This window comes from Luteibacter sp. 22Crub2.1, from assembly GCF_900167995.1.
In the GTDB taxonomy this organism is placed as follows: Bacteria; Pseudomonadota; Gammaproteobacteria; order Xanthomonadales; family Rhodanobacteraceae; genus Luteibacter; species Luteibacter mycovicinus.
In genome coordinates this window covers 39,154-51,895 of the sequence record NZ_FUYT01000014.1, presented here as the reverse complement: position 1 = coordinate 51,895, position 12,742 = coordinate 39,154, and the positions used below count along the sequence as shown (strand labels likewise).

Here is a 12,742-nt window from a genome sequence, read left to right as displayed (position 1 = left end):
ATCGACCGAAAGGCTGGCGAAAGGAGGTCGTATTCAGGGCCGCGAGGCCCGACTTTTTTTGGTTCCTGCCGCCGACCGCACCCGCTATGATTACCTTGTCTGGCAACACGGGGTGCCGTACCGACCCGTCGCCACGGGCTCTATAAAAAAAGGCCCCGCTTCGTGCGGGGCCCTCGTGCATCATGCGGCGGCGTTATCGAGAAGTTGCCGGACGCTGTGCTCGGCCTGGGAGCCCGATGCGATGTCGATACGTCGCGGCTTCATCGCTTCGGGAACCTCGCGCTTGAGGTCGATCGTGAGCAGTCCGTTGACCAGGCGGGCGCCGGTCACCTGCACATGCTCGGCCAGTTCGAAACGACGCTGGAAGGGACGCGTGGCGATGCCTCTGTGCAGGTACTCGCCTTCCGGTTCTTCCTTGCGTTCACCCGACACGGTCAGCCAGTTGGCCTGAGCGGTGACCTCGATATCCGCTTCGCCGAAGCCGGCGACCGCCATGGCGATGCGGTACTGATCATCCGCAAGCTTGATCGAGTCGAAAGGCGGGTAATTGTCGGATGTCTGGCCCCTGGCCGCCGCGGCCTCGAGCAGATCGAACACGCGATCGAAGCCGACGCTGGAACGATGTAGCGGTGCAATATTCAGAAGAGTTCGCATGACCATATCCTCTTGAGCAACATGGGATGGGTTCTCTCTGCCACCCCCTTTCGGCGAGTGGCGAGGCCGACCCCGAAGCGGTCGGCGGGCACTAATTTATGCAGCGCCTGAAAAATTTCAAGACCCGGAATTCAGCCGTTATTTAAGCTGTTTTCCGTGCCGATCAGGCCCGTGAACGAGGCAGGGCCCGCCCATCCCACATGCACGCGGCATGCCGGCCGTGTCACAGTGCATGCAAGACCCGTGACGTGCGCCGATCCCATGACCGCCCTCATCGCCCTCATTTCGCGCCGCTCGTTATGCCTCGGCGCCCTCGTCGCCCTGAGCCTCATCGGCACCGGCGGCGCGATGGGTCAAACATCGCCGACGACACCCGCGACCGTGACGGCCCCAGTGACCGTGCAACCTCTTGCCCTGGAGGAGATCCTGGCACGCGCGGACGAGGACCAGGAGCTGCTCAGTCAGGTGGGACGATTGCTCGCCGGCCCGGATCCGGTGACCGCGATGAGTCCGACGCTCGACGCGATCACCCGTTCCGTCGACAGCCAGGCTCGTCTCGCTTCCGTCGGCGAACTTCGCGGCGTACCGGTGATGCGGCTCGAAAGCCTTGCGCGCCAGTGGGCATTCAACGCGCGGCGGTTCAGCCGCTGGGAGGCGTCGGAACAACGCGCGTTTTCGCCGTATGCCGACCAGGCGATACGCCTGGCGCAGCGACGCGCCGTGTGGTCCGCCACGCGCGCGCAGGGCATCCTCGACGGGCTGCCCCCGGTGCTGACTCAACGGGTCGATTCGATATTGCAGCAGATCGAAGCCTCGGAGGCTTCGCTGAGCCCCGCGCTGTCACGGCAGGATGCGCTCAAGCAACGTGCCGGCATGCTTAAGGCGCGCCTGCAAGCCGGTGAGGCGGCAACGGCTGATGCAATCGACCGCATCGACCGTCAACTGCTTCGACTCGATGTTCCGCCGCTATGGTCCGCCTCGACCTGGACGTCGCACACCAACGCCAGGACCGCGTTCGACGCTGCGGACCAGGGCCTCGATATCGAAAGCCAGTTCGCCAGCGATTACCACGCGGCTGGAGGAAGCAATCAGGATGCGCTGAAGCTGGTCCAGTTCCTGCTCGTTCCACTCATCGGCTGGCTTGCCTTCGAGGTGCGGCGCGCTCGACAAACAGCCAGTTCCACGAGCGTCGCACGCGCACTACGGCGTCCGCTATCCACGTGGCTGTTGCTCTCCATGCTCGCCGTCCTCGTGCTGGAGCCGGACGCACCGTTGCTGGTGGAGGAGTTCGTGCTGTTGATCGCACTCATTCCCGCGTTGCGTCTGTTGCCCGGCGGCATCGTTCGCCAACTGGGCGGATGGCCCTACGTCGCCGTCGCGCTGTATGTGGTCGACCGCATGGGTGTGGCGGTCGTCGGCGACGCGTCGCTCTACCGGTTATTCGGTCTGGGCCTGGCATGCATGGCGCTCGCACTTACGCTATGGCTGCTCCACCGCGCGAGGGCTTCGACAGCGCTATCGCAACCCGGCTTGATGCGCTTCGTCCGCCCCGCGGCGAGCGTCGTGGCGATTCTGCTGGCCATCGCCGTGGTAGCCAATGTGATCGGCAATGTCACGCTGGCCGAAACGCTGACCAGCGGGGTGATCGACACCGGTTACATGGCGCTCGTGCTTTATGCCGCGGCAGCGGCCATCGTCGGTATCGCGGGCGCACTGGTGGCTCGCCCCGCCGTGGCGGGAAGGCGCTTCTTCGTGCGTCACAGCGGGTCGCTTCGGCGCATCGGAACCCGCGCCCTGATGATGGCCGCGCTGGTCGGCTGGCTGTTCTACGCCATGACCCGTTTCCGTGTGCTGCGTCCGCTGTACCGCGCGGGGGCGTCGATCTGGGAACTGGGCATCGATGTCGGCGAGGTGTCCATCCACATCGGCGACGTCGTCGTCTTCGTGTTCGCCACCTGGCTCGCGTTCTGGTCGGCCCGGGGCTTGCGCATGCTGTTGCGGGAGGAACTGCCCCGGTACGCCTCGCTCCCACGCGGCGCCGGCAACAGCATCGCCTCGCTCACCTACTACGCGATCCTCATCCTGGGGTTTCTCCTGGCGCTCTCCGCCGCTGGCTTCAAGGTGAGCCAGCTTGCTCTCATCTTCGGCGCGCTGGGCGTGGGTATCGGCTTCGGATTGCAGACCGTGGTCAACAACTTCGTTTCCGGCCTGGTGTTGATGGTCGAGCGCCCCATCCAGCCGGGTGACGTGGTCGATGTGGCCGCGAGCTCCGGTACGGTTCGCGCCATCGGCCTGCGCGCCACGGTGATCCGAACCTTCGAAGGTGCCGACGTGGTGGTACCGAACGGCCTGTTACTCAGCGGCAACCTGACCAACTGGACGATGTTCGATCGCACCCGGCGCATCGAGGTCATCGTCGGCGTCGCCTACGGAGCCGACCCCGGCAAGGTCATCGAGGTCCTGCTTACCGCCGCCGGTAGCACGCCGGGTGTCTCGGAAGACCCGAAGCCCTCCGCGCAGCTCATCGGATACGGCGACAGCGCCCTGCAGTTCGCGCTGCGCGCATGGACCCACGATCTCGGCGCGCTGGGCGATGTCCGCAGCGACCTGCTCGCTCATACCCTGGCCGCTGTCGACGCCGCGGGCATCGAGATTCCGTTTCCACAAGTCGAGGTCCATCTGCGCGCCCCGATGGCGCCCGAGTGACAGCCGCCGATTCACGGCGGAGGCTCAACCGCCGGTACGCACCTCATGGAGGCGCGCGCGGCCGCCCCACCACAGACCAAGCGATCCCATCGAAACGGCGCCGAGACACAGGAACGCGCCGTGGAATCCGATCGTCTCGGCAAGCCATCCGCCCAGTGCGGGACTGAGTGCCGCACCGACGCCCTGCATCGTCATCACCGCGCCCTGCGCGACGTTGACGCGCCCGGTGCCCTGCATCAGACGCGCGACCAGCGCAGGCACGGCCACGCTCTGCAAACCCGCGCCGATACCATCGAGCACCTGTACCGGAAAGACGCCCCAGCGGTTGATGAAGAACGCGGCAAGTGCTCCGCGCAGCGGCAACGCAAGGAAGGTCACGAGGATGACCTGCCAGTAGCCACGCGTGCGGATCAACCGCATCGCCAGCAGTGAGGTTCCCACCATCACCAGTTGCGCCACGACGATGGTCAGCGCCGTAAACGAGCTGGGCTCGGCCTGGTGCGCGGCGACCACCGCCATACCGTAGAGCGGCAACATCGCCGCGTTGCCGAGGTGAAACAGCGCGAGCGCGGCGGCCAGGATCAGCAGCGGCCGGCAGGTCACCAGGATCGATACGCCCGAAGGCGCGTCGTCGTTACCCCCGTCGTCCGATTCGAGGCCACGCGCGGCACGGTGATCGATCGCATCGGCCGGAATCAGCAGCGTCGACACCACCGCCAGCACGCCGAATACGGCGGCAACCAGGAATACACCACCGAAACCGAAGCGCCAGCCGATGAACCCGGAAACACCGGCGCCGACGAGGTTGCCAGCGTGGTTGGCCACCTGGTTGCGGCCGAACTGCCGGTCGAAGCCCCGCGCGCGGGCCATGCCGAGGGTGACGCCTGCGATCGCCGGCCCGAGCAGCGCGCCGGCGATCGCCGTGGCCACCTGCGAGAGCACCACCATCGGAAACGAATGCGCGTACCAGACGATGCACGACGCGATCACCGTGCAGATCGACGAGACGACGATCGCCAGCCGCTTGTACCGCGTCGCATCGACCACGGCACCCGCCGGCGCCGTGACCAACAGGCCCGCGACGCCACCGATCGTCATCACGGTGCCAATGGCTCCGGTCCGCCAGCCGGCGGACTGCAAAAACACGCCCAGGAACGGACCGATGCCGGCCTGCACATCGGCCACGAAGAAGTTGAGTGCTTCGAGCGGTCGTCGGCCGCGCATGGTTCGTTCCTGAGCGAGTGCCACGTGCGTCTCCCGGCGTCAGTGCTTCGGCTTCTTCGGCATCGGCTTCAGCGAGTCCGCACTCGTACCGATCGCTTCCGCATGGATGACCGCGCCATGGGCGGTATCGGTCCAGCGACCTTCGACCGCGATGGACTTGCCCGGCGCGAGCATCCGTCCGAGTTCGGTCGCCGCGTGCGGCGGAAAGCGCACGATCACCCCGTCATCGAGCAGCACGCCGTGCGCATTGCCCTTGGGACCATGCAGCAGACGCGCGATCTCGCCCTCGTACGACCAGCGGGAACCATCGTCATGCGGTTTGGGCTTTTCTTCGCCGGGTTTCGGACCCTCATCGACAATGCGCTTGCCTTTCGCGGGATCGATCGCCACCGCGACGATCACGTCGGCGCCGCGCACGGCCACGCCGCGCACTTCGAGCCGGCTACGTGGTTTGAGAGCTCGCGCCAGCGCCCGTGACAGATGGGGCGGCGTGTGGATTTCGGTGCCGTCGGTCAACAGCAGTCCATCGATATCGCCGTGCGGGTTGAGCAGGAAGCGGTCCAGCGTGCCGCGGGTAACGGGAAGGTAATCGGGATCGAGCCAATGCATGTGCTACTCCAGGGATAAAAAAATCGGCAGGAAACGCCACCGCCCATGTACGGGCGGCGGCGCCTGGATCGGGGTCAGGGCGTGGGAACGGGCGGCGTGGGAGCCGGTGCTCCGCCCAACGCGACACCCGGTTGCGGCGGCGTCGGCGGGCGGGGTGCCATCGGGCCAGGCTGCGGCGGTGCGGCGACCGGCTGTTCGCTACCGGGCGTCGTGCCGAGAGCGGTCACCTGGATGGAACGGCCGTAGGGCGTGTTCACGCCGAAACCTTTGACGGCGATTCGTGCATGCGGCTGCATCAACGCGCCGGCACGCACCGCCGCTGGAGGCGGCACGCGCAGGATCGAGCCCTCATCCAGCAGCACACCGGCCACGTCACCGCGCGGGCCGTACAGCGGCTGCTGCACCAGGCCGTGCGCTTCCATCGGCTGCAGCGCCGGTGCCGCTGGCGGAGCCGGTGGTGCGGCCGGCGGCGTGTCGGTCAGCTCCGTGCCGCCCGCCGTGATCGAGTCAGCCTGAAGCAGCGGCAAATCACCCACGCGGAAGCCCCGGGCGGTGAGACGATCGCCCCTATGGAGCTTGCCCGCCAGCGCGGCGCCCATCGTCGGCGGCATGCCGACCTGCGTGTGATCGTCGAGCAACACGCCGTCCACGTCGCCATTGGGATTGACGAGAAAACGGGCGACGGTGCCGGTCACCTGGGTGCGATGCGCGTCGGCAAGCGGTGCCGGCGGCGCGGGCGGCGGCGGCGGGATCGCCGAGGGGGACGGTCGATCCTGGGCGACGGCGCTGCCGATGGCCAGGGCGAGCGCGCAACCGAGCAAGGGAAAACGATTCATGATGAACTCCTGCATCGCGGTGGGGAGGCCGCGATGAAAACCGTTGCATCGTTCGTGCCAGCCGCGAAAGCGCTGAAAAACAGGCCTGTCGACACATCTGCGTCGATGGAAGTGTCCCCCTCGGGGACACCCGGTGTCCTCGCCACGGACACTATTCGAGACCGTGGTCCAGCAGCTTGCGGTAAAGCAGCTGACGACGGATGCCAAGGCGACGTGCGGCCTCCGCGCGATTGCCCTGCGCAGCCGCCAGCGCCTGTACGATCATCGCGCGCTCCAGCCGCGCGAGAGCGACAGGCAGCGACTCGCCCTCGCCGACCTCACCGCGCCCGCCTTCCGCCGCCGGCAGCGCGCCGTCGGCAAGCATGCCGTCGAGGTCGGCCGCGTCGACCACCGGTCCGGGCACCAGCACCCGGCAGCGCTCCATGACATTGCGCAACTCACGGACGTTGCCGGGCCAGCGATGTCGCTCCAGCCGCGCTACCGCGGCGGTCGACAGCCGCTTTGGCCGCGACTGGCCCGCATCGAGGAACGCCGTCGCCAGCACCGCGATGTCTTCGACGCGTTCGCGCAGCGGCAACAGTTCGATCGGCAGCACGTTGAGACGGTAGTAGAGGTCCATCCGGAACTCGCCGGCCGCCACGCGTTCGTCGATGTGCCGGTGCGTCGCCGCGATCACGCGCACGTCGATCGGTACCGGCTGGCTGCTTCCCAGCGGGGTGACCTCGTTTTCCTGCAGCACGCGCAGCAGCTTCGCCTGCATCGCCAGAGGCATGTCGCCGATTTCGTCCAGCAGCAGCGTGCCGCCATCGGCCTCGCGGAAGTACCCCTTGCGATCCGCCGTCGCACCCGAGAACGCGCCTTTGCGATGCCCGAACAATTCGCTCTCGAGCAGGTCCGGCGGTATGGCCGCGCAGTTGACGGCGACGAACGGCCGCTCGGCACGCGCGCCGGCGCGATGCAAGGCGCGCGCGACCATCTCCTTGCCGGTTCCGGTTTCGCCCGTGATCAGCACCGGAATATCGCTGGCGGCGGCGAGGCCGATGCGCTTGTGCACCTGATGCATCGCTTGGCTGTGGCCCAGCATGTCGCCGTCGTCCGCCACGGAGGCGCCCGCCGGTTCGACCGGGCCCGCCGCCATGGCGCGTGCCACGGCGGCGGCGAGATCCTGCCTGCCGATGGGTTTGACCAGATGGTCGAACGCACCCAGCCGCATCGCCTCGATGGTGTTCTGAGCTGACGCGAACGCGGTGAGCATGATGATCGGGACGGGTGACGCGGGCGCGTCGGCGTGACGTGAGCGCAAAAGCGCGAGGCCATCCATCCCCGGCATCCGATAGTCGACGAACGCCATATGGACATCCCCGGCGCGTAGCCTGGCCAGGCCTTCCTCCGCATTGCGCGCCATGGCGACGCCGTGGCCGAGCGACGTCAGCGTCGCGGCCATGGTCGCGCGGAAATCGTCGTCGTCGTCGATGATCAGGATCTGCGCCATGGGATCTCCAGGCTGAAGGCGTGGACGCCGTCGTCGCGCTCGTAACGCGCATGGCCGCCATGACCCTCCGCGATCTCGCGCACCAGGGCCAGGCCCAGGCCGTTACCGTCGACCCGGCCGCTGACAAACGGTTCGAACAGGCGCTCCTCGATCTCCGGATCGAGCGACGGACCCGCATTGGTTACCGTGATGCGCAAGGTATGGCCATCGTGGACGACCGCCATCGCGACGTCGGCCGCGTGCTGAAACGCGTTGCGTAAGAGGTTTTCCACGGCGCGGCTGAGCTGCTCGCGGTCGATCGCCCAGTGAAGGTCAGGAGCGTAGCGGCGCTCGACGGTGACCGGCCCGACCTCCTTCCACGTCGCCCGCTCGATCGATGCGACCCATGCCTCGATCGCGGTATCTTCCAGACGCAGGCGGATCGGCTGCACCATGCCGAGCAGGCTTTCGACCAGATCGTCCAGTTTCCTTACCTGCGCCAGCACCATGGTCAATGGGGCGCGTTGCTCGTCGGACACGGCGGGTGCGGCGAGCGCGTTCTCCGCCGCCAGACGCATCGTCGCGATGGGGTTGCGAATCTCGTGAGCCACGGTGGCCGTCATCCGCCCGAGACCGACCAGGCGCTCGTGTCGGCGCAGCTCCGTCGACAAGGCCTCTGCCTCGCGATGGCTGGCGTCGAGCCGGGACGCATAGGCGACCACGGCATCCGCCAGACGATCCACCTCCGGCGAACCGGTCCGCGGCAACGCGGGCACACCGGAGGACCGCGTCAGCGCATCCTCCACGGCGTCCAGCTTGCGCCGCCAGCGTCGCATGATCGCCACCAGGCCGATGGCCGAGGCCAGCGCCAGGGCGAACGGGAGACCGATCCCGGCGGCCAGCAGGCTCGACGACCGCCCTGGCGCGCGGGCCAGACGGGTCATCGTCCATACGGCACGCGTCGTGTCCAACGGGCACGCGGTGATTAGGACGGTTTCGCGCTCGCCCTGACGCACGTAGGACTGCTCCCGCCGCGAGCCCACGGCCACGCTGGCGGTGGTCACGATGTTGCCGCTCTCGGCCTCGGGCACGTCGGTCTTGTCGCCCGAGCCTTCATACGTGGGATAGGCGTATGCGGTAAATCCCCGACCCGATTGCCATGCCCCGCCCTCGACGCCACTGGCGTCCTGCAAGACCAGTTGCAGAACGACGTCGAGCAGACCATTGGACGGCGACGAGGCACGCGCGGCGGGACTGGCACCGCGGTAACGACTGACCACCGCCGCGCAGTCGGCGGACAACGCCTGCCGGGCATGCGCGACCTGCACCGATCCGGTCTGACGCCAGGCCACCAGCAGCAGCACGCCCATGCCGACGCAGGCCAGCGCGACGAGGGCCCAGATGACGAAGAGCTGGCGGGAAAGCGCGTTGAACACCGGTGTCGGCCTGAACGGGGTGCGGCATCGTAGTCGTGGCTTGAGCACGACGCCGTGAACGGAGCGGACGCCACGGGTCCGTGCGGAAACATGGGCGGGCTGACAGCGCTACCATAGGCGTCTTGTCCCTGCCGCTCGGAGTCCCCGTGAACGTATCCATTGCCCCCGGCGTCGAAGTCGGCAACTCGCTTCCCTTCGTGCTTTTTGGCGGCATCAACGTCCTCGAAGACCTCGATTCCACCCTGCATGCCGCCGGTCACTACGTCGACGTGACCCGCAAGCTCGGCATCCCCTACGTCTTCAAGGCCAGCTTCGACAAGGCGAACCGCTCGTCGATCCATTCGTATCGTGGCGTCGGACTGGAAGAAGGCCTGCGGATCTTCGAACGGGTAAAGAGCGAGTTCGGCGTACCGGTGATCACCGATGTACACGAAGTGGCCCAGGCGTCCGTTGTCGCCGAAGTGGTCGATGTGTTGCAGATCCCAGCGTTCCTCGCCCGCCAGACCGATCTGGTCGTGGCCATCGCGAAGACCGGTCGGGCGGTGAACATCAAGAAGCCGCAGTTCATGAGCCCCACGCAGATGAAACACGTGACCAGCAAGATCGTGGAGGCGGGTAACGAACGCATCATCCTCTGCGAGCGCGGCGCGCAATTCGGTTACGACAACCTCGTGGTGGACATGCTCGGTTTCCGCGAGATGATCGAATCGACCGGAGGCTATCCAGCGATCTTCGATGTCACCCATAGTCTGCAGCGCCGTGACGCCGGCAGCGAAGCCAGTGGCGGACGTCGCCGTCAGGTGATGGAGCTGGCCCGTGCGGGCATGGCCGTGAGCATCGGTGGCCTGTTCCTGGAAGCACATGCCGATCCGGACCATGCGCGTTGCGACGGTCCCAGCGCCCTGCCGCTCACGGCGCTGGAACCGTTCCTGGCGCAGATCAAGGCGATCGACGATCTGGTGAAGGGTTTCGCACCGCTCGATATCCGCTGAAACGCCACTCTACGCGCTGACGGCCTCACGAAGCGCTCAAGGCAACGGTGGCCGCCACGATCCTCTGGTGGCCACCGACAGCGACCTTTCGCATTCCACCTAGCGCGCGATAGCTTCCAGCCACGAACCTTGAGCCAGAGCAGCCTGATGTGGCGACAGCGCTCCGATGTCGCGCGCGGTATTCAGCGTCTGGCTGGCGAGTGCGACGGCCCGGCTTTCTGTATCGACCCGCTTTCCCCTTTCATCCATCCATCGATAGACGTCTGCAAGATGGAAGAGCGCTGAAGTCCCTTCGTGCACAGCACGCGGGAACGCTTCGTCCGTCTGCAGAATGCGCCTCGCGTTCTGTCGCGTCTGGCCCAACAGCGCGGCGATCTCCGTCAGACCAACGAGATCCGGCGCCGCCTCTACCAGATGAATTCCCGGAATGGCGCGGCGTACATCTGCGACAGCGCTATAAAGCGCCTCCTCCGCCGTTGCCGCTTCTCGCCCGAAGTCGAGTGCGATGCGTCCGAGCTTACCAATGCCCACGACTGCGTCGTCGCAGCCACTTTCTTCCAGCACCTGCACGTAGTCCGCTGGGTCGGTGTCCGGATGATCGAAAGCGAATTTCAGTACGAAGTTGAACTCAGGCATGTCTGCTCTGTCCTCAATGCAGTCCATCGCTAGAAGGCGCCGCGCTCATGGCGAGCCGCTTGCGCCGCCAGGCAGCGATCTACGATACGTCGCAGCTTTCTTGCGTGCGTCTCGGGATTTTGGGGAGCACCCGCGATGCTCGTCATGCAGAATTCGCCACAGGCGCACAACCGATTGTTGGCTGGGCAGTACATCACCCCCCAGTGCGATCGCTGACTCTCGACTCGCCAACCGTTGCTCTCGGCATATCGCAAGGCGTCTTCGACTTGCCGCTTGCTGTGCGTATTCCGTGGCACTCCGCGCTCCCATGTAAATTAGGCTCCCGACCCCTGATTGTCAACTGACAATAAGGTCGCCAAGGCGCACGCCGACGATTTTCCGCGTGGCGCACCTGGAGAATTTGCCTCAACACACTGCGGGCGTCTGTCAGATTCGCCTGCGCGATGGCAGTGACTAACCCTTACGCGAACGCTGCCGCGCGAGCGCACGTATGGACGTCCGCGCCGGTCACGTGACATTGCGATGACGCGTTTACTTCTTAAGTAATTGCCGCGAAACAGCAACACGCAATTTCGGCAAGAGTGACCCATACGCCAATTCCGTCAAGCTTCCTGTCCCCTTCCCGCTTTTCGATCGTGTCATCCTCGCCGAAATTCTCATAACTCGGACAAGGAGCAGGGGCGTGAACGGAAGCACGGCACTAAGTCACAGGACCAGCGAGGTCTGGTACAGATGGGGTCAATACGTTGCGGTGGCCGCAGCGTACGAAGCGGTTTACGAGATCGCCTATTACCTTTCGTTTCAGCAGTTCCTGCTCACCACGGGGCTGCGGCTGGCCTGCATGCTGCTGTTACCTTCCCGCTTCTGGCCGGCGCTGGCCATAGGCGAGGCCGTTCCGCTTGTCGAGACCGCTGCATTCTGTGCAAATCAGTTCGGGATGCTGTGGGCGATCCTCGTGTCCGTTCCGACGGTTGTCCTCTGGTGGCCGTTACTCAAACCTCTCCGCAAGCGCTGGGCTCTGCACGATGCCAATGGTCGCATAAGAATGCCGGTCATCATCGGCGCGACCGTCAGCGCTGCGCTGATCACGGCCACCATCACGACACTCGCACTGGTCGCCGCCCTGGCACACACGCCGGAAAAGTGGTCTGTCACCTCGCCCACACCGTTCTTCTTCGGGTACCTTCTGGGCGCCTATCTGGGCGCGCTCACATTGACCCCCGTCATTCTTGCGCTGCAGGAACGCTACCGGGCACTCCAGCAACCCCTCCGGGTCAAGCTGATCTGGCGAAGCACTCTGCTTCGCGACATCCTCGCCTGGGTAGTTCCCGCTCTCGCGGTGCTGACCTGTCTTGCGATCGTGACGGACAATGAAAGCATCCGGCAGATAACCCGTCTCGCCCTGCTCTGGCCGATGGTCGGGCTGGCATCCCGACATGGATGGCATGGAACCGCTCTGGGAGGCATGGCGGCCAGCATGGCCCTGGCGCTTACGGCGACGGGACAGCTTGATGAGGGCGCACTCGGCGTGCAGGCCTTACTGGCGTCGTCGCTGACCGCCATGTTGTTGTGGAAAGCCCGGACGCCCGCTTTGGAACAGCAAGGCGTCCGGGTGAAACGTTTCTGACGCGTGGCTCAGGGGCCGCGGATAGAGCACTTCGTCGGATCGTTGCACTCCGTGACGAGAAGCAATGAAGCGGCACCATCAGGCTGCGGAGCCACGACCACCCTCATCGCATCATCGCTGTACACGGACGTACTTTCAGCGGGGATCGCCGCCGTCTCGCTCACCCTCCTCCAGCGTGACGCATCGACGCCGATGGGCAAATCGAGCGTTTCGCCGTCCACAACGGCAATCGCCCCACGCACCGTGCCGGCCGCGTCGTTGACCTGGACATAACGAACGCCCGCACGGTCAAAGAGGTAAACGTGATACTGCGAACTTGCACTGACGTCCGTCGTATTCGGCCAGGACTGACCGAGACCGACCGCCGTGGCAGACGGCGTGCTCGCAGCGGCCGTACCGCAGCCGATGACCAGGGCGACAGACAGGAGGGTACGGTTGTATATCGAGCGCATATGAATTCCTTGTCGAGCGTTGATGGGAGTGCCAAGACTAGCCGAATATCGTGACCGGCCGCGTGTGCTGTAGTGCAAAAAAACCGATGCACACCCAGC

At 65.8% G+C, this 12,742-nt stretch carries 11 protein-coding genes; 3 read left to right on the top strand and 8 right to left on the bottom strand.

The genetic code is table 11. The features are described from left to right. Positions 1–180: 180 nt before the first annotated feature. The gene (locus B5X73_RS15170; protein ID WP_036112455.1) at positions 181–654 is read right to left on the bottom strand and encodes an Hsp20 family protein; all 474 of its coding nucleotides are present in this window, start codon (positions 652–654) and stop codon (positions 181–183) included. A 261-nt stretch (positions 655–915) separates the two neighbouring features. Between B5X73_RS15170 and B5X73_RS15165 the strand changes: the two genes are divergently transcribed. Then, positions 916–3,360 carry a mechanosensitive ion channel domain-containing protein gene (locus B5X73_RS15165; protein WP_079522432.1) on the top strand — a complete coding sequence of 815 codons (2,445 nt, stop codon included), beginning with the start codon at positions 916–918 and terminating at the stop codon, positions 3,358–3,360. 24 nt (positions 3,361–3,384) lie between these two features. Here B5X73_RS15165 and B5X73_RS15160 read toward each other — a convergent pair whose 3' ends face one another. The 5 genes from B5X73_RS15160 to B5X73_RS15140 all read right to left on the bottom strand — a co-directional run bounded on the left by B5X73_RS15160 (position 3,385) and on the right by B5X73_RS15140 (position 8,936). Beyond that, positions 3,385–4,584: an MFS transporter gene (locus B5X73_RS15160; protein ID WP_079522431.1), complete on the bottom strand. Its 1,200-nt coding sequence runs from the start codon at positions 4,582–4,584 to the stop codon at positions 3,385–3,387. Positions 4,585–4,623: 39 nt separating this feature from the next. Further along, on the bottom strand, positions 4,624–5,193 hold the full coding sequence (locus B5X73_RS15155) for a hypothetical protein (RefSeq protein ID WP_036112448.1): 570 nt from the start codon (positions 5,191–5,193) through the stop codon (positions 4,624–4,626). Between the two features lie 74 nt (positions 5,194–5,267). Beyond that, a complete protein-coding gene (locus B5X73_RS15150) occupies positions 5,268–6,029 on the bottom strand; it encodes a hypothetical protein (RefSeq protein WP_176167860.1) in 762 nt (253 codons plus the stop codon). A gap of 151 nt (positions 6,030–6,180) precedes the next feature. Beyond that, positions 6,181–7,521 carry a sigma-54-dependent transcriptional regulator gene (locus B5X73_RS15145; RefSeq protein WP_079522429.1) on the bottom strand — a complete coding sequence of 447 codons (1,341 nt, stop codon included), beginning with the start codon at positions 7,519–7,521 and terminating at the stop codon, positions 6,181–6,183. Further along, positions 7,506–8,936: an ATP-binding protein gene (locus tag B5X73_RS15140; RefSeq protein WP_090351357.1), complete on the bottom strand. Its 1,431-nt coding sequence runs from the start codon at positions 8,934–8,936 to the stop codon at positions 7,506–7,508. Before B5X73_RS15140 ends, B5X73_RS15145 begins: the two co-directional genes overlap by 16 nt. Before the next feature lie 146 nt (positions 8,937–9,082). Here B5X73_RS15140 and kdsA point away from each other — a divergent pair, with 146 nt between their 5' ends. Continuing rightward, positions 9,083–9,928, top strand: coding sequence for a 3-deoxy-8-phosphooctulonate synthase (kdsA, locus tag B5X73_RS15135; protein ID WP_079522428.1), 846 nt, complete (start codon positions 9,083–9,085; stop codon positions 9,926–9,928). A 99-nt stretch (positions 9,929–10,027) separates the two neighbouring features. Here kdsA and B5X73_RS15130 read toward each other — a convergent pair whose 3' ends face one another. Beyond that, positions 10,028–10,564 (bottom strand): helix-turn-helix transcriptional regulator, encoded by a 537-nt coding sequence (locus B5X73_RS15130; protein ID WP_079522427.1) that lies wholly within the window; start codon positions 10,562–10,564, stop codon positions 10,028–10,030. 682 nt (positions 10,565–11,246) lie between these two features. On the opposite strand from B5X73_RS15130, the gene B5X73_RS15120 reads away from it, so the two are divergent. Then, on the top strand, positions 11,247–12,191 hold the full coding sequence (locus B5X73_RS15120) for an MASE1 domain-containing protein (protein ID WP_079522425.1): 945 nt from the start codon (positions 11,247–11,249) through the stop codon (positions 12,189–12,191). A gap of 8 nt (positions 12,192–12,199) precedes the next feature. Here the strand turns inward: B5X73_RS15120 and B5X73_RS15115 are convergent, their stop codons facing one another. Continuing rightward, on the bottom strand, positions 12,200–12,643 hold the full coding sequence (locus B5X73_RS15115) for a hypothetical protein (protein ID WP_079522424.1): 444 nt from the start codon (positions 12,641–12,643) through the stop codon (positions 12,200–12,202). Positions 12,644–12,742: the final 99 nt, after the last annotated feature.

Bases quoted from the DNA above. Each gene is read 5' to 3' on its own strand.
- B5X73_RS15170 (WP_036112455.1), bottom strand. From the start codon at position 654: ATGCGAACTCTTCTGAATATTGCACCGCTACATCGTTCCAGCGTCGGC.
- B5X73_RS15165 (WP_079522432.1), top strand. From the start codon at position 916: ATGACCGCCCTCATCGCCCTCATTTCGCGCCGCTCGTTATGCCTCGGC.
- B5X73_RS15160 (WP_079522431.1), bottom strand. From the start codon at position 4,584: ATGCGCGGCCGACGACCGCTCGAAGCACTCAACTTCTTCGTGGCCGAT.
- B5X73_RS15155 (WP_036112448.1), bottom strand. From the start codon at position 5,193: ATGCATTGGCTCGATCCCGATTACCTTCCCGTTACCCGCGGCACGCTG.
- B5X73_RS15150 (WP_176167860.1), bottom strand. From the start codon at position 6,029: ATGAATCGTTTTCCCTTGCTCGGTTGCGCGCTCGCCCTGGCCATCGGC.
- B5X73_RS15145 (WP_079522429.1), bottom strand. From the start codon at position 7,521: ATGGCGCAGATCCTGATCATCGACGACGACGACGATTTCCGCGCGACC.
- B5X73_RS15130 (WP_079522427.1), bottom strand. From the start codon at position 10,564: ATGCCTGAGTTCAACTTCGTACTGAAATTCGCTTTCGATCATCCGGAC.
- B5X73_RS15115 (WP_079522424.1), bottom strand. From the start codon at position 12,643: ATGCGCTCGATATACAACCGTACCCTCCTGTCTGTCGCCCTGGTCATC.